This window comes from Sporomusa rhizae, from assembly GCF_041428845.1.
Taxonomy (GTDB): Bacteria; Bacillota; Negativicutes; order Sporomusales; family Sporomusaceae; genus Sporomusa; species Sporomusa rhizae.
Genome location: NZ_CP156925.1, coordinates 532,314 through 549,350, shown reverse-complemented (window position 1 = coordinate 549,350; position 17,037 = coordinate 532,314). Strand labels below are relative to the sequence as shown.

The 17,037-nt window shown below is 44.5% G+C and carries 12 protein-coding genes; all 12 read right to left on the bottom strand.

Going from position 1 to position 17,037, the window contains the following annotated elements:
• Nucleotides 1-3: 3 nt before the first annotated feature.
• Entirely contained in the window at nucleotides 4-1,668 is a 1,665-nt protein-coding gene (locus tag SRRS_RS02530) for an ATP-binding protein (RefSeq protein WP_371365934.1), read from the bottom strand.
• The gene (locus tag SRRS_RS02525; RefSeq protein ID WP_371365932.1) at nucleotides 1,655-3,826 is read right to left on the bottom strand and encodes a Mu transposase C-terminal domain-containing protein; all 2,172 of its coding nucleotides are present in this window, start codon (nucleotides 3,824-3,826) and stop codon (nucleotides 1,655-1,657) included. Before SRRS_RS02525 ends, SRRS_RS02530 begins: the two co-directional genes overlap by 14 nt.
• On the bottom strand, nucleotides 3,813-4,661 hold the full coding sequence (locus tag SRRS_RS02520) for a TnsA endonuclease N-terminal domain-containing protein (protein WP_371365930.1): 849 nt from the start codon (nucleotides 4,659-4,661) through the stop codon (nucleotides 3,813-3,815). The genes SRRS_RS02525 and SRRS_RS02520 overlap by 14 nt, the downstream gene beginning before the upstream one ends.
• A gap of 151 nt (nucleotides 4,662-4,812) precedes the next feature.
• A complete protein-coding gene (gene glmS / locus SRRS_RS02515) occupies nucleotides 4,813-6,642 on the bottom strand; it encodes a glutamine--fructose-6-phosphate transaminase (isomerizing) (RefSeq protein WP_371365928.1) in 1,830 nt (609 codons plus the stop codon).
• Nucleotides 6,643-6,993: 351 nt separating this feature from the next.
• Nucleotides 6,994-8,334 (bottom strand): phosphoglucosamine mutase, encoded by a 1,341-nt coding sequence (gene glmM, locus SRRS_RS02510; protein WP_371365926.1) that lies wholly within the window; start codon nucleotides 8,332-8,334, stop codon nucleotides 6,994-6,996.
• 35 nt (nucleotides 8,335-8,369) lie between these two features.
• On the bottom strand, nucleotides 8,370-9,965 hold the full coding sequence (locus SRRS_RS02505; RefSeq protein WP_371365924.1) for an NAD(P)/FAD-dependent oxidoreductase: 1,596 nt from the start codon (nucleotides 9,963-9,965) through the stop codon (nucleotides 8,370-8,372).
• A gap of 15 nt (nucleotides 9,966-9,980) precedes the next feature.
• A complete protein-coding gene (locus tag SRRS_RS02500) occupies nucleotides 9,981-10,922 on the bottom strand; it encodes a YbbR-like domain-containing protein (RefSeq protein ID WP_371365922.1) in 942 nt (313 codons plus the stop codon).
• Nucleotides 10,922-11,737: a diadenylate cyclase CdaA gene (gene cdaA, locus SRRS_RS02495; RefSeq protein WP_371365921.1), complete on the bottom strand. Its 816-nt coding sequence runs from the start codon at nucleotides 11,735-11,737 to the stop codon at nucleotides 10,922-10,924. The genes SRRS_RS02500 and cdaA overlap by 1 nt, the downstream gene beginning before the upstream one ends.
• Nucleotides 11,738-11,911: 174 nt before the next feature.
• On the bottom strand, nucleotides 11,912-12,985 hold the full coding sequence (locus tag SRRS_RS02490) for a branched-chain amino acid aminotransferase (protein WP_371365919.1): 1,074 nt from the start codon (nucleotides 12,983-12,985) through the stop codon (nucleotides 11,912-11,914).
• A gap of 36 nt (nucleotides 12,986-13,021) precedes the next feature.
• Entirely contained in the window at nucleotides 13,022-14,437 is a 1,416-nt protein-coding gene (gene argH / locus SRRS_RS02485; protein WP_371365917.1) for an argininosuccinate lyase, read from the bottom strand.
• Nucleotides 14,430-15,653 (bottom strand): argininosuccinate synthase, encoded by a 1,224-nt coding sequence (locus tag SRRS_RS02480; RefSeq protein ID WP_371365915.1) that lies wholly within the window; start codon nucleotides 15,651-15,653, stop codon nucleotides 14,430-14,432. The genes argH and SRRS_RS02480 overlap by 8 nt, the downstream gene beginning before the upstream one ends.
• Before the next feature lie 375 nt (nucleotides 15,654-16,028).
• Nucleotides 16,029-16,961 carry an ornithine carbamoyltransferase gene (gene argF / locus SRRS_RS02475; protein WP_371365913.1) on the bottom strand — a complete coding sequence of 311 codons (933 nt, stop codon included), beginning with the start codon at nucleotides 16,959-16,961 and terminating at the stop codon, nucleotides 16,029-16,031.
• Nucleotides 16,962-17,037: the final 76 nt, after the last annotated feature.

The window sequence follows — 17,037 nt, the reverse complement described above, 5'->3', positions numbered from 1 at the left end:
TCTCTATAAAAACTCCTCTACGATATTCTTTATGTACCCCTGCTCATTTAGATATTCATAAGTAGGTCGCTGATTCGCTTTTGCCTGTTGTCCAATAAATCGCAGGTCGTTAACGTCTACTATTGGAGAGTGTTTTTTTGCTTTAGGCTTGTCCTTTTTACAGGTAGTCGAGTTACTAACACCTAAAGCAATTTTAAATGCTTCAATGACAATAGCGTTAATATCATCCGATTTGATGGATGTCATCACTTCTTGCGCCGCTTTTACGGCTATTTCAGGGGCGATACCTAACTTCATTAATTCAGAAATCACCTGTGTCGAAATTGATTGGGTATTTTTCGGCGTTATTATTTGGGGTTTTCCTTGCCCATTCAGACGTTGAGCTAACGCCCCTTTATAACGCTCGTAGAAATCTTCATATTTGAGAGGCTTTATATCTCCATACTTTGCGATTTCGTTTAAATCACCAGATTTTAATGCGTCTAGCATTGGGCGTACCAACGTTAAACTATCTTTAGATACCTCTCGTATAAGATTGGGGGTAATTATTTCATCGCCACCAATAGATATAGCTCTTAGTTGAGAAATAGTATATAGCTTTACTGCGATGTCAGTAATACCCTGGCTTTCCATATACAATGTATCCACCAGTTCTTGCGTTAGTATCGTCTTTGTCTTCGTCCACTGAAACGACCAAATTGCCTCCATAAGTATTTCCCAAAGTTCGTCGTTTTGCATACGTTCCCACACCATATCCCCTTGACCACTACCGCGCCGTGCTTGACGGAACTCACCTTGCAAGATGGGCATTGCTTTATTTGTCCCAATGAGAATTACTGGTACTCCGATGGTATTTACAAGGGTTACGAAGAAGTTTAGCATCTCCTCTGCTCCACCGCTTTTGGCTCGGCTTAGATGCTGAATTTCGTCAATGATTAATGCTCCTAAACAATGGTCTTGTGCAATTTGCCCCATGATAGGAAGCATGGTATTCACAGCAAAATTCCTTTTCGAACCATGTTTAGCAAAATAATTGGTTCCAAGTAGTCTGTCGATAGCCATAAAAAAATTTGTACATAATGCTCTTGTAGAACCGTCATGCGGACAATCAAGCTTGAGCCAACTTATCTGATAGAGGCTGAACGGTTGTTCCTTGTATTTAGAATGAATAATAATTTGTGGGTAAGAAGATAGAATTCGATTTATAGCTGTGCTTTTACCGATACCAGATATCCCGATAATGGTAAAGCCAGATGCTATATTTCTGGTGTTGAATGGTAATTTAGTGGGGATTTTTCCCTGCTTAATAGATTCATAACCTTGTTGGAGCCGTCTGGCGTAATCTGGGGTAAAAGGATTTCTTGAAACATATCCCTGTCTAATTGCCATCGAAAATCTTTGTTCCAAATCAAAATGCCTATCAAGAGGTTGAAAAACAGAAAAAATTCTTTGCACACAATGCAGCCGCAGATGTGGTTCCAGCAGTCGCTCCTCATCACTATAGTCAGCAGTGACGGCAAGCAAATCAAAAACTTCTTCGTAAGAGAAAATAGGCGGTAATGCCTCAATCAATGGGTTATTGCTATACTCTTTCAGAAATTGAGGAGAATATACGGCTCTTACCACATCTTTCCTTTTCGATAGATTAGTGTCTTCACTTATCTCCATCTTTTCTCTCCCGCATCTTTCGTTTTAGTAAATCGAGTTTTTTAGGAAAAGCATAACTTTTCTCGATACTTTCTTTCGAAGGGGATAAATTAATTATACTATCAATAGAACCTGATTTTTCTGCTGTTCCTTTAACTTCTTTCGGTACAAGCGAAAATTTTTCGGTTTTTCTATTTAGTTCCTTTTCATTTTTTCTGTTTTCTCGTATATTTCGCACCTGTGCCGCTTTGCTTTTATTAGTTTTCGGGACTTTATTCTTTGCTTCATGAATGATATGCCCAACAATAGCGTTAAGGTCTGACTGTGATTGCCGTGTTTCCTGCTCTAATTGAGTACGTTCATATTCTCTAAGGTCAAATAAATAATCAAGTTCATTTAAATCTTGATTATAATAATTCTTTTGGGATGGTGCCAGATTACAAATTTCAAATTCACTAGAACCAATATTCCAAATGTAAAGGTTATTCATGTTTCTTGGGTCATAAGAAATATTCACTTTCCAAGAACCTTTAATATTGGCTTTCAAATACCACTCTTCTCTAATTGCCTTTTCACAAGTGTAAAGAAGTTTTTTAAACCTTATCCCGTCTGCGGTTACAGTCGCGGTATCTCTTGGCATGAGACTCAAAATAATTCGTTTTTCATCGAACACTCTCGGAATACTTCTTTTTATGCTCCAATTCCATAACTCTCTCGGAATTGGGTTTACATCTTCTGCGATTAACTCGGTATTACGAGTGTAATTCTCCATGTAGTTATTATTGTTATAATGTAATATTAATTCAATAATGAGCCGATTAAAATCATACAGGTCTAACTTTGCATCAAGCCTATAATCTTGTCCCATACGAGTATTAAAATCAGGCAATACCGCGCCAGGAACTCGCCGCTTGATATATTCGTTAGTAGTTCTAAAATAACGCTCCACAATTCCTTTCCAATCAGCACGATAAGGCGCGGCATTTTCAATTCTGATATTCAAAGAGTGACAAGCTGTTTCAATAGATTTGCTTTCCCCTTCTCCTCTGTCACACATGAGAGCTTCTGGTACGAAATGACATGCCCACTCTTCTCGCGTAATTTTTTTTTCGTATTTAGCACAAAATGACACTTTGTCCGTCATGGCATTTGCAAGTGCCATTGCCATGCCAATCCACGAAGGCCCCTCCAATCCAACGTAATAACCAACAATCATTCTACTAAAAACATCAATCACAAAATAAATAACAGGACGACCTATGATTTCATTAGGATTATAGGCACTCCGTAAATAGATATCACCGATGGTCGCGTCAATTTGGTACTTATACGTCGCCCACAACCCCTCTTCGGCAGAAGAATTTAATATAGGTCTTTCATTTAGTTCAAAATTTCTGTCACCTTTTCTCGACCTTAAACTGCGCTCAATATCCAGTTTCTCATCAAACCAATACAAAAATTGGCGCAAGGAAGGAACATTGTTCACTTGTTTTAAAACAGGCAATTTCACCCCTTGGTCGTTATATCGAAAGTCATCAGAATAAAAGTCAGCTAATAATAAATTGTAGACTTCTTTTGGTGAGTAGCCCTTCTGGGCATAGTAGTATTTATCCAAGGCTTTCATAAATTTCTCAATGTCTCGGCTAGTAACATTTACTCCTTCACCCAAAGAATCTTTAAATTTTCGTGGTCTACCACGTTTTTTCTCACCCGCTTTTCTTGTTTTACCATTGGCTCCAGAGTTGAAATAATCAGGCAATAGAGCATTGAGAGTTCTGCCACGTTGCCAGTATTTTCGGAGATACTTATATACTGTCTTTCTTTGCACACCATGTCTTTCGGCTGTCTGATTGATAAGCTTACCTCTGGTACTACGATGATAAATTTCGGGTTCATTTTGTGGAGACACCAATTCTTGTATTACTTCCCATGCAGAACTACGAACCATTTTATAATTATCAGGTATTTTATCTTCTGGATAACTTCTTGCCATAGGGTCTTGTTCCACTTTTATGACCCGTTGCTCTTCTATTCCAAGTAGATACTCAGATATTGTTTTCTTCATGGGAATTCCTTTATTGGCTAAAACGTTAATAAAATATCCTATTTCTCCATCTGTCCACAATAAGCGTTCCGTTGTACCATCTGCCCATTTAAATATATCATTAGCGTATAACATGTTTAGTTTCTCCCGATTCTATATTTGGAACGTAACCAAATTTAATGAGCGGCACATGTATATCAATTTTTGTTTGTATGTTTACTTTGATTTCTTTTCTAGCTACCAAATAGCGAAATAAACTCATAGATGTACCGCTTTGTAGATTTTGGTTTATATCAAAACTATTGCAAACTTGCTGGATAGATATTTGATTGTCTATAGCAAATTGTCTCTTAAAAAGTGAAACTAACATTTCAAAGTCTGAACTACTTACGCCTTCTAATTCAAAATTATAAAGTGATTGAAACCATTGTATATTTTGAACCAATTCTAGTTGTATCTCTTTTTCAGTCACAATCCCCCAATCTATATTGCGCTCCGCCCAATATCGCCGTTCAATCTCGAATTTTTCCATAACCCGCTTTTTGTCAAGCTCAGAAGATGGTTTTACAGTCCTTGCAACATAACATATACCATCTTCATTCTGTATAGTTAAGAGAAAGTCCGTTGTCATGACTATTGGAAAATCAGTTTCACGGTCACGCGGATACGTAATACCGATTTTTTCCGCGATTTTTATAGTTTCTTCGAATTCCAGTAACGGAAACTGTTCTCGTATATCAATTTCTTTATTACTCCAATCAAAGATATAAAAACATCTTGTTTCAAGGTCAGAGAACAAAGAATGCACTCTTTGGGTTTTGATACCAGAAACTCTGGAAACTCTTCCGCGAGATGGGAAATCTTGAATTTTAAGCCAAGGAGTATAGTGATAACCTTCTCCCCGCCCTCTATTTTCTTTGATAAATCTATTATACTTTGATTCATTCCATCCGAAGGACCGTTTACTCACAGAAAAACCACCTTTCTGGTATCCTATGGAAATAGCATACCAGAAAGGTGGTTAGTGTACAACTTTATTTGTCGTGTACAACTTTATTTGTTTTTAGTGTACAACTTTATTTGTTTTCTACATTAAAAAATCAAACTCTATCTAATTCAACCTACTCAACCGTAACGCTCTTCGCCAGATTCCTCGGCTTATCAACATCAGCACCTCTGGTTACTGCTGCATAATAGGCCAGCAACTGAAGCGGAACGACGGCAAGGATCGGAGTGAGGAATTTGTCGGTGGCTGGTATATAGATGGTGTGATCGACATATTTCTCAATTTGTTTATCACCTTTGAGACCGACACCGATTACTACGGCGTCACGCGCTTTTACCTCTTTGATATTGCTGAGGGTTTTCTCATATACGTCATGCTGAGTAGCAAGCGCTATTACCGGTACCCCTTCGATAATTAGGGCTAAGGTACCGTGCTTTAGTTCGCCGGCGGCATAAGCTTCAGCATGGATATAAGAAATCTCTTTTAGTTTGAGCGAACCCTCCAAAGCGACTGCATAGTCTAAGGAACGGCCAATGAAGAATACATCTTCACAGAAGCCGTACTGCTGGGCAAAGGTTTTGATAGGTTCAACGTCTTCTAATACTTCATGAACTTGGCCAGGGAGGTTCCGTAAAGCCTGGCACAATTCCTTAGTTCTTTCTGGAGACAGTGTGCCTTTGATCGAGCCCATATAAATAGACAGTAATGCCATAACGATTAGCTGGGTTGTATAGGCTTTGGTGGAGGCAACTGCGATTTCCGGGCCAGCCCAGGTATAGATAACCTGATGGGACTCCCGGGCAATCGAAGAACCAACCACGTTAGTTACCGCCAAAGTACGGGAGCCTAAATTTTTAGCCTCTTTTAAAGCTGCCAAAGTGTCCAGGGTCTCCCCGGATTGGCTGATGACAATCGTCAGGGTTTGATCGTCAATAAGCGGCGAACGGTAACGGAATTCGGAAGCAACATCTACCTCAACCGGAATACGGGCCAGGTTTTCAATCATATATTTGCCGACAATACCGGCATGGTAGGCCGTGCCGCAGGCTACTATGGCGATTTTTTTGATTCCGGCTATATCATCTTTATTCCACTTTAATTCATCAAAGATAATACCGCTGTCATCTTTGGCCACACGGCTGGTCATGGTTTCGCGAACGGCTTTAGGCTGTTCATAAATTTCTTTGATCATAAAATGCTCATAGCCGCCTTTTTCGGCTGCTTCAGCATCCCAATTTACTTCGAATACTTTTTTGGTTACCGGTACGCCCTGGCGATTCATAACCCAAACCGAATCTTTAGTAACGACAGCCATTTCTCCGTCGCTTAGGATATAGGTTTTACGGGTATGGCTGATGATGGCCGGAATGTCGGAGGCAATGAAGTTTTCGCCGTCGCCCAGTCCGATAACCAGCGGATTATCCTGCTTGGTGCAGATAAGTTTATCAGGCTCGTCCTGGCACATAAATACCAGAGCATAGGAGCCTTCGATTTTCTCCAGCACTTTTTTGACCGCGGCTTCAAAATCTCCCTGGTAGAACTCTTCAACAAGATGAGCTACTACCTCGGTATCGGTTTCGGAAGTAAATTTGTGCCCTTTGGCACTAAGCTGCTCTTTGAGATGCAGATAGTTTTCGATAATACCGTTATGCACGACGACAAATCTACCGGTGCAATCGGTATGAGGATGGGAGTTGGCATCAGACGGACGGCCATGAGTTGCCCACCGGGTATGGCCAATGCCGACATGACCGTTAAGCGGGTGAAGTTCTACTTTTTTGGCAAGCACGTTGAGCCGGCCAACACTTTTATCTACATTTATGCCATTGCCGTCAAATACGGCAATACCTGCTGAATCATAACCACGGTATTCAAGCTTACTCATTCCATCCAAGAGAAAGGGAGCCGCTTGATCAGGGCCGATATAGCCTACAATACCACACATATATATAAGCCTCCTAAAAATCTTCGATTGTTCGTATGGGTTTTTATCCTGCCTGCTGCCGTTTTGTTCCGCAGGTCACCCTGCGGGTTTGTCGGCAAGCTTACGGTTAGCAGCAACCGAGAGGTATCCGCTGACTGCTCGATAAACCTCTTCCTCGTCTGCTTGGAACACCCAAGCACCAGCGCTTTTTAGACTAGTTTTTGTTGTATAGATAATTCTTATCCGGCTTTACTTGTCATTCCCACCTCCTTATATACTTAACCCATACATATGCAAAGGAGCACTGTTTAGTGCTCCTTCACCATATTCTATCTTATTGTAATATAGTTTACCATATTGGTCAATAACTCTTTAGCCCTGTTCTTGCTTAATAACGTCGGCAATTGTTGCCACAATGCGCTCAAGGTCAGGCAGAGACGGACCTTCGGCCATAACCCGGATAAGGGGTTCTGTTCCGGAAGGCCGTACCAGAATACGACCATTATCACCTAATTCATCATCGCTGGCCTTGATAGCTGCAGCTATCTTAGCATTCTGCTCCCAGCCCTCTTTGCTCTTCACTCGTACGTTAACCAGCAATTGTGGGAACCGGGTCATTACTTTAGAAAGCTCAGACATCTTTTTGCCGCTTTGTTTTAAAGCTGCCGCCAGTTTCAGGGCAGTAATCAGTCCGTCACCGGTTGTGCTGTACTGGCTGAAAATAATATGGCCTGATTGCTCGCCGCCAAGCACCAGGTTATGTTTAAGCATAGCCTCCAGTACATAACGGTCACCTACCGGGGTAACAAGAACCTTACCACCGGCTTTTTTCATTGCCTGGTGCATGCCAAGATTGCTCATGACAGTAGCTACCAGTGTTTTCTCCGGTAATGTATTTTGTTTAAGCATTTCGAGCGCACAGATGAGCATCATCTGGTCGCCGTCGATGTCTGTGCCTGTTTCATCAACAGCCAAACAACGGTCAGCATCGCCATCATTGGCCAAGCCTAAATCAGCATTATGCTGAAGGACAACAGCCTGTAGCTGCTCCAGGTGAGTTGACCCACAGCCTGCATTAATATTGGTACCATTCGGCTTGTCATTGAGGACAACCACTTCTGCCCCTAGCTTTCTTAAGGCAGCCGGTGTCGCTTCATAAGCGGCGCCGTTAGCGCAGTCAACTACTATCTTAAGTCCCTGCAGACTTGTTTCGACCGTATTTATCGCGTAATCTATGTATTCGTTCAACATGTCATGCTTGTTGGTAATAAAACCAACACCATCAGCCGTAGGTCTTGGCATGGCATCAGGCTGAGCTTCGATTAATTTTTCCAGTTCATCCTCTACTGCATCGGGCAGCTTGTAACCTGTACCGGCAAAAAACTTAATGCCATTATCAGGGAAAGGGTTATGGGACGCCGAAATAACAACACCGGCTTGAGCTCCATGCTTACGGGTCAGATAGGCAACTGCCGGAGTAGGTACAACCCCTAACAATACTGCCTCGCCACCGGCCGAACAGATACCTGCCGCTAAAGCCGCCTCCAGCATTTGGCCGGAGATACGGGTGTCCCGGCCAATATAAAAGGTAGGACGTTGATGCTCTTTGCCAAAATAATAGGTAGCAGCCCGCCCCATTTTAAAAGCGAGTTCGGGATTAAGTTCGGCGTTGGCCAAGCCACGCACACCGTCAGTTCCAAATAATCTTGCCATATATAGTAAAAGCTCCTTTCACTTGTACAGTAACACTATGCTTTGTATTCTTTGATAAAACTAATGGCTGCGTTCATTCCGTCGAGTGCGGCGCTCATAATGCCGCCGGCATAACCGGCACCTTCGCCAATCGGATACAGACCGGCAGTGCTGATCGAAGTAAAGTCCTGGCCGCGGATTATTCGAACAGGTGCGGATGTTCTGGTCTCCACACCGGTAAGCACAGCCCCCGGATGATCAAAGCCGCGAATCTTGCGGCCAAAATCAGGCAACGCTCTGGCCAATGTCGTTGTGACAAAGTCGGGTAAACACTGCCTAAGATCAGCAGGCTGTACCCCTGGTTGATAGGTAGGCGTAACAAGATATTTCCTGCTGCCCGTCTTATTGTTTAAAAAGTCTCCTACGGTCTGGGCCGGTGCGTTGTAGTTTTTGCCGCCCAGCGCAAAGGCCAGTTGCTCGTAACGGCGTTGAAACGCAATACCGTCAAGCACATGAGGCCCAAAATCAGCTGGATTAACCGTAACCGCCAAGGCACTGTTGGCAATACCGGAATCACGGCTAAATAAGCTCATACCGTTGGTGACTACCCCGCCTTTTTCCGAAGCAGCCGCAACCACCAGGCCGCCCGGGCACATGCAGAAGGAATATACCGCCCGTCCGGCCGCCTTATCTTGATATACCAGCGCATAGTCGGCCACTCCCAGTTGGGGATGACCGGCGCTAGCACCATATTGCGCCTGGTCAACCAATTCCTGCGGATGTTCGATCCGGACGCCGATTGCGAAGGCTTTGGCTTCCATCGCAACATCACTATGGTACAGCATTTCGTACGTATCGCGGGCACTATGGCCGATAGCTAAAAATAACGCCTCACAAGGCACATAGCGATCGTCATTAATTGTTATGCCGCTAAGCCGTCCATTCTCTGTCTTGACCGCGGTCAGCCTAGCCTCAAATTCTACCTGACCGCCCAGTTCCACAATCCGGGTACGGATATTTTTGACAACTTGCCGCAGCTTATCGGTCCCGATATGGGGCTTATGGAGATAGGCTATTTCCGGCGGAGCCCCGGCTTCTACCATGATTGCAAGCACTTCGGCCATCCGTGGATCATTAACCCTTGTAGTTAATTTGCCATCCGAAAATGTTCCTGCGCCACCTTCACCAAACTGGACATTACTGATCGAGTTGAATTGACCGGTCCGCCAAAAGTCGGCTATATCCCTGGCTCGTTGCTCGACATCCCGCCCCCGCTCGATTAACAGTGGCTTGTAACCGTGCTTCGCCAGCATAAATGCAGTAAACAGACCAGCCGGGCCGGCCCCAACTACTACCGGGCGATTTATTAACGGTTTAGTACCTGGAGTCAATTCCTCCGGCGTAACGGGAGTTAGCAAGGCAACATCTTTATCACCTGCCAGCCGGCTGAGCGTCTGACCAGGTGGGGTCTTAGTCTCAACTTCCAGAGTGTATACGAAGTTAATGTTATTTTTACGGCGGGCATCTACAGCCCGCCGGACAATCACCAATTGTTTTATTGCATCAGGCGGCAGTTTTAGCCGCCTGGCCGCCAGTTGCCTGAGCGGCGTAGCGTCGGTTAACGGTACACGAAAATTACTGATCTTAAGCAAAAGCTCTTATCTCCTTTAACGCGGCCCGACTTTGATGCTAACCGTTACGCTGGTGGTATTGCTTGTCAGACCCTCCGGTAATTGTAGTTTAACCTCTTTTTCCGTATTTGCTACAATGTCTTTTAAAACAATCGGTTCGGTATAAATTGCATCAATATTTTCGATACCTTTCCCGGTCTTGACTTCACGAACTTCTACTTTATCTGGGCGGGTAACGATACCCTTAATGGCAAATCCGGTCGGCAATTCTCCTTGCGTAACCGGCTTGATATCAATCATTTTTTTGGTTACGCCTTCTATTATGCTGACAGTTACCCGTGTTTTTTCCGGATAGATAGTAAGCCCTTCGACTTCCCGGCCATCCTTATTAATAGGAACAAGTGCAGCATCTGCGGTTATATCGGCAGTTTTTCCTGATAAATCAACAACAGCAATTACTTTTTCCACTGTCCCGACAACATTCTTGGGTCCCTCAATAGTAACAAGCTCGTTTCCGGCAGCTGATTTTCCTGCCAGAAAACCCTTGGCAAGCGTACCACTGAAGCGCACCTCAATCGGTATCTGCCGGGCAATAGTCGTATCAAGCCGTACGGGTACACTATCAGGGTTAACCTCGACGAGTTCCAGGCTAGTCGGCAAAGATGCCAAAACCTTAAGATTGTGCCGGCCTTCGGTCAAACCTTTGACATCTACATATGCCTTAAGATCGCGGGTAAGTATGCCGGCAACAACGCTGCGCGGCCCGCGCACCTTGACCTTGACAGTCTCGGGAACATCGGCAATTACAAAGCTTGTCGCCGCGTTGCGAACCTCCAAGGGTATCGTGAAGGACGATTCAATGGGCGGGTTCTGTTCATTCATCACATACAGCCATAATACCACAGCCAACACGATCGCAAAGATTTTAGGCGCTATATTTTTAGTTTCTCCCGTACCTTTAAAAAAGTTGTGAAACATTACGACGGCCTCCAGCTAAACAACTCATTAAGTGAAGAGGTTTTGGCCGCAAATAGTGGTACAAGTTGTTCTTTAAGCTTATCGGCATCCAAATATCTATGCAGCCTGCCGCCTCTGGCTAATGAAATAATTCCGGTTTCTTCGCTAACGATTATAACGACACAATCAGTCTGCTCACTGATACCAATAGCCGCCCGATGCCTTGTGCCGAGTTCCTTGGTCAGCGTCCTGTCGTCAGACAGCGGCAATAGGCATCCTGCCGCCTGCACCCTGTTGCCACGGATAATAACAGCGCCGTCATGCAATGGTGTATTTGGTATAAAAATATTAATCAAAAATTCGCTTGATACCAAACCGTCGACCTTAATACCGGTTTCAATATAGTCATTGAGTCCGGTTTCACGTTCCAGCACTAACAGCGCACCAATTTTATTCTTGGACAGCGCGGTTACCGTAGCGGCTAATTCTCCAAATAAAGTTGCTTTTTCTTCAGCATTTAATTGTGCACCATTATGGAAGAAGCGACCTCGCCCGAGCTGTTCAAGCGCACGTCTAAGCTCAGGCTGAAAAACTACCGGCAGCGCTACCAGCACCACGGTCATGGTTTTCTGCAGCAGCCAGTTGATAACATTAAGTCCCAGCCACTTGCTGACAAGAGTGGCTAGCAAAAGAACAACAAGTCCTTTTAACAAAGCAACGGCCCGCGTATCCCGAATCATGACATAGAGTTTATATAAAAAGTAGGCAACGATTAGTATGTCAACAATATCAAGGAAACTAATGGTCGAAAGTATTCCCCGTACCTGTAAGATCATCTGTACACCTCAAAAAAACAAGTAAAATTGCAGTCTAACCTATATCATTATTCTACCCAATAATAGGAAAACCTTTTAAACAAAAACGAAATATAAAAAATTATTTATAAGAGCAGAAATATTAAATTAGGCTTGTGCCCAGGGCACAAGCCTAATAGTTACCAGATGTCTGAGTTACAGTTTTGTAACTTCGCCAATCCAACCAAATTTATCAGCAACTCGTCCTTGCTGAATGCTGGTAATATGGTCAAACAGTTTCTGCGAGGTCTCGCCTGTTTGATTGTTGTTAACAACGATATTCCTGCCTTTCCAGGACAACTCACCCACCGGCGAAATAACCGCCGCTGTACCGGAACCAAATACCTCTTGCAACTTGCCTTGTTCGTGAGCCGCGAACACTTCATCAATAGAAATGCGGCGCTCAGTCACTTTCATACCCCAGTCTTTGGCTACCTGAATAACCGAACGACGGGTAATACCATTCAAAATACTGCCATTGAGTTCCGGAGTAATAATCTCATTGTCAATTTTGAAGAAGATGTTCATGGTGCCGACTTCTTCAATGTATTTTTGTTCTATAGCGTCAAGCCACAGCACTTGGGTAAAACCTTCTTTTTTAGCAACTTCTGAAGCTTTCAGACTTGCGGCATAGTTAGCCGGAGTCTTGGCTTCGCCCAAGCCGCCTTTTACCGCGCGGACAAAATGATCTTCAACCTTAATCTTGACAGGTTTGAAGCCTGAGGCGTAGTACGCTCCAACAGGCGAGGTAATAATAAACATAGTATACTGGTCGGCTACTTTAACGCCAACATACGGATCTGTTGAAATTACAAACGGACGAATGTACAGAGAAGTGCCCAAGGATTTCGGTACCCAATGCTTATCAATTTCGATCAGTTTGTTCAAACCAGCATTTAGTACTTCCGAATCCATTTGCGGAATCGACAAAATGTCTGCCGAAATGTTAAACCGTTTCCAGTGATCCATTGGGCGATACACTACAATTCTGTTATCGTCTGTACAGAACGCTTTCATACCTTCAAAAATTGCTTGTCCATAATGTAAAACCATGGCCGCCGGTGAAAGGTCAAAATCGCCGTACGGAACTATACGGGCATTATGCCAGCCTTTACCGCTAACATAGTCCATGACAAACATGTGGTCAGTAAAAATTTTACCAAAACCCAGTTTGTCTTCTGCCGTTAGTGTGCCTCGTTTTTCAGCCAGTGTAACCGCAATGTCAGTCATGTTAACAGGCCTCCTTGGATTGTATATTTATGGTTATTATAGTTTGCTTTTTGTATACATGTCAAGGCGTTTTTGTTGTTTTTCTAGAATTGACCTAGCAATATTCACTGATTGTCCAACCTGGGTGGGCGAAGTTCCACCCAAAGAGTTACGGGCAGCTACACACGTTTCGATAGTAATGGCATCAAGGATATCGCTATCGAACAACTGTGAAAATTCTTTAAACTCATTTAAACTTAACTCAGCTAAGGTTTTTTGCTCACTTAAACAATAGGCTACACATTTTCCGACAACTTCATGCGCCTGGCGGAACGGCAAACCTTTTTTCACAAGATAATCGGCCATATCGGTAGCGTTAGAGAAGTCGGTTTTGAGCGCCTGGCGCATGGCGCCGGCATTCACCTTCATACCGCGCAACATGGCCGCGTATACTGTCAGACTGAATTTCACAGTATCGATGGTGTCAAACAGACCTTCCTTATCTTCCTGCAAGTCTTTGTTATAAGCAAGTGGCAAGCCCTTGGCGATAGTCAACATGGCCATCAGGTGGCCAAATACTCTGCCGGTCTTACCCCGTACCAGTTCGGCAACATCCGGGTTTTTCTTTTGCGGCATTATGCTGGAGCCGGTGCAATGGGCATCATCGAGTTCAATAAAAGAAAACTCGGTGGATGACCAGAGAATGATTTCTTCACTTAGACGGCTTAAATGCATCATAAGAATAGACGCAAAGGACAGAAACTCCAAAATGTAGTCGCGGTCGCTGACAGCGTCCAGACTATTTTCATAGATACGGCCAAACTTCAATTCATGGGCCACAAACTCCCGGTCGATCGGGAAAGTCGTACCGGCTAACGCGCCCGCCCCCAGCGGCATAATATCGGCAGACTCCCATACCCCGCCCAACCGGCGGAAATCACGTTCCAACATGAAGAAGTAGGTCATCATATGGTGGGAGAAGAGAATGGGCTGAGCCCGCTGCAGGTGAGTATAGCCAGGCATAATGACATCAGGATATTTGTTCACAGTATCAAGTACAGCCTGTTCCAGGTCATACAGCAGTTTGCCGATCTCGGCTACCTGCTCTCTAACATACATATGGGTATCAAGAGCTACCTGGTCATTACGGCTGCGGGCTGTATGCAGCCGTCCACCGGCAGCGCCGATGCGCTCAGTCAGGCGTTTTTCAATATTCATATGAATATCTTCCAGAGACACTTCAAAGCTGAAGTTGCCGGCTTCGATGTCGGCTAAAATGCCTTCGAGGCCATCGATAATTAGTTTGGCGTCTTCCTGGCTGATAATACCGCACTTGGCAAGCATCTTGGCATGGGCAATACTGCCGGCAATATCCTGGCGGTACATGCGATTATCAAAAGAAATGGAGGAGGTAAACTCCTCCACCATTACATCCGTGCTTTTGGCGAAACGTCCGCCCCACAGTTTAGTCATTGTTTTTCTTGGCCTCGGCTTTCATCATGGCACGTACTTTGAGCGGCAGACCAAACAGGTTGATAAAGCCCTCTGCGTCGCCATGGTTATATAATTCTTCACTGTCACCAAAGGTTACGATTTTTTCGTTGTAGAGGGAGTATGGGGATTGGGAACCTGCACTCATGATGTTCCCTTTATACAGTTTCAAACGGACAGTACCGGTAACATTCTCTTGCGTGGAGTTAACGAAAGCATCAAGCGCTTCTCTGAGCGGAGCAAACCACATGCCATCATATACCAGCTCGGCATATTTGATAGCTACTTGCTCTTTATAATGCAAGGTAGCGCGGTCAAGGGTCAAATACTCCAGCTCGCGGTGAGCGTAGTACAGGATAGCTCCACCGGGATTTTCGTAAACGCCGCGGGACTTCATACCCACAAGGCGGTTTTCTACAATATCGGCAATACCGATACCGTTAGCGGCACCAATGTCGTTAAGCTTGGTTAACAGGGACACAGCATCCATTTTTACGCCGTCAACCGTTACGGGAATACCTTTTTCAAAACCAACTTCGATGTATAACGGAGCGTCGGGAGCTTTCTCCGGCGGAGTTGTAATCATATAAACGTCATCTTTTGGCGCATTAGCCGGGTTCTCCAGGTCAGCCCCCTCATGGCTCAAATGCCAGATATTACGGTCCATGCTGTACGGACGGGATTTGGTTACCGGTACTGGGATACCATGTTTTTCGGCATAATCAATGGCATCTTCCCGGGAACGGATATCCCACACCCGCCAAGGAGCAATGATTTTGAGGTGAGGTGCCAACGCCTTAACGGTAAGTTCAAAACGAACCTGGTCATTGCCTTTACCGGTAGCGCCATGACAAATAGCGTCTGCGCCTTCTTTAAGAGCAATGTCAACAAGTGCTTTGGCAATAATTGGCCGGGCAAACGAAGTACCTAACAGGTATTTGCCTTCATAAACAGCGCCGGCTTTAAGTGTCGGCCAAACATAACCTTCCACAAACTCAGCGGTTAAATCTTCAATATATACCTTGCTGGCGCCGGATTTAATCGCCTTTTCCCGTACAGGAGCCAGCTCATCGCCCTGACCAACATCAGCACACATTGCAATAACTTCACAACCGTAGTTTTCCTTAAGCCAAGGAATAATAACCGAAGTGTCGAGGCCACCGGAATAAGCCAGGACAACTTTTTTAATGTCACCCATTATATATTTCCTCCTTAAATTAAATAACTAATAAAAATACCAAAACAATGGATACTTATACCTATTCGCCCACTAGCAAGTTTTTCCTGCAAAGTTCCGCATAAGCGATTAATCACGCTCTAGCATTTCTCGAACTTCGTACTCCATACTCCCGTCACTCCGTGACCCAAAAAGTCACGAACTGCAGGAACTTGTTAGAAATGTCCAGATGCGAGGCACGACGAGGAGGCGCAGCGCGGCGTACGTCCGTACGTTAGCAAGCCCCCGCAGGAGTAACGAAACCGTCGCCTATGAGACTGCGATACGGCGATTTGTGGCAGTAAGCTTGTTGTAACAGCATCGCACAGATGGGCGTTTATAACAAGTTCTAATGCATCAGTCGGCCATAACTAAAGCCATGATGGCCTTTTGCACGTGCAGTCTATTTTCAGCCTCATCAAACACTACTGAATTTGGCCCCTCCAGGACATCCTCAGTAATCTCCTCGCCACGATGGGCCGGCAGACAATGCATAACAATAGCATCCTTCTTTGCCACTTGCATAATAGTACTGTTAATCTGGAAGCCGGCAAAGGCTTGTTTCCGGATTGCTTGTTCGCCTTCCTTGCCCATGCTTGCCCATACATCGGTATATAGCACATCGGCATCTTTGGCGGCGGCAAACGGGTCATCCAGAATGCTTATTTTGCTGCCGGACGTCTTAGCAGCGGCAGCCGCCTGCTCGACAATAGTAGCATCCGGCGCATAGTTTGGCGGTGTGGCAACACTGATATCCATACCGACTTTAGCGCAAATGTGCAGCAGGGAGTTGACCATATTGTTACCGTCACCGATATAGCACAGTTTGCGGCCTTTTAAATCACCTTTATACTCAATGGCGGTAAATATATCAGCCATCGCCTGACAGGGGTGCAAGAGGTCTGTCAGGGCGTTAATAACCGGAATTGAGGAATACTCTGCAAGTTCTTCCACTTCCAGATGGGAAAACGTCCGAATCATAATGCCGTCAAGATACCGGGACAGTACCCGCCCTGTATCTTTAACCGGTTCTCCCCGGCCGATCTGCAGGTCGTTGGAGGATAAGAACAAGGCCGAACCGCCAAGCTGGTACATCCCCACTTCAAAGGATACTCTGGTGCGGGTAGAAGATTTTTGAAAAATCATACCCAGTGTTTTCCCTTTCAGGAGTTGATGTGGTTCGCCGGCTTTTTGTTTTGCTTTTAATATTTTGGTAAAGTCCAAAATCTGATATATTTCATCAACACTTAAATCATGTATTGATAGAAAGTCTTTTCCTTTAAGACTCATTCCCTAACACTCCCCCATAAGTAAAGTTATAAAGTAGACTTAGCTTCAGGTGGGGTTTTAGCCCCATCTGAAGGTT

Excerpts from the sequence above, each read along its gene's own strand:
- SRRS_RS02530 (WP_371365934.1), bottom strand. The coding sequence starts at position 1,668 with ATGGAGATAAGTGAAGACACTAATCTATCGAAAAGGAAAGATGTGGTA.
- SRRS_RS02525 (WP_371365932.1), bottom strand. The coding sequence starts at position 3,826 with ATGTTATACGCTAATGATATATTTAAATGGGCAGATGGTACAACGGAA.
- glmS (WP_371365928.1), bottom strand. The coding sequence starts at position 6,642 with ATGTGTGGTATTGTAGGCTATATCGGCCCTGATCAAGCGGCTCCCTTT.
- glmM (WP_371365926.1), bottom strand. The coding sequence starts at position 8,334 with ATGGCAAGATTATTTGGAACTGACGGTGTGCGTGGCTTGGCCAACGCC.
- SRRS_RS02500 (WP_371365922.1), bottom strand. The coding sequence starts at position 10,922 with ATGTTTCACAACTTTTTTAAAGGTACGGGAGAAACTAAAAATATAGCG.
- cdaA (WP_371365921.1), bottom strand. The coding sequence starts at position 11,737 with ATGATCTTACAGGTACGGGGAATACTTTCGACCATTAGTTTCCTTGAT.
- SRRS_RS02490 (WP_371365919.1), bottom strand. The coding sequence starts at position 12,985 with ATGACTGACATTGCGGTTACACTGGCTGAAAAACGAGGCACACTAACG.
- argH (WP_371365917.1), bottom strand. The coding sequence starts at position 14,437 with ATGACTAAACTGTGGGGCGGACGTTTCGCCAAAAGCACGGATGTAATG.
- SRRS_RS02480 (WP_371365915.1), bottom strand. The coding sequence starts at position 15,653 with ATGGGTGACATTAAAAAAGTTGTCCTGGCTTATTCCGGTGGCCTCGAC.
- argF (WP_371365913.1), bottom strand. The coding sequence starts at position 16,961 with ATGAGTCTTAAAGGAAAAGACTTTCTATCAATACATGATTTAAGTGTT.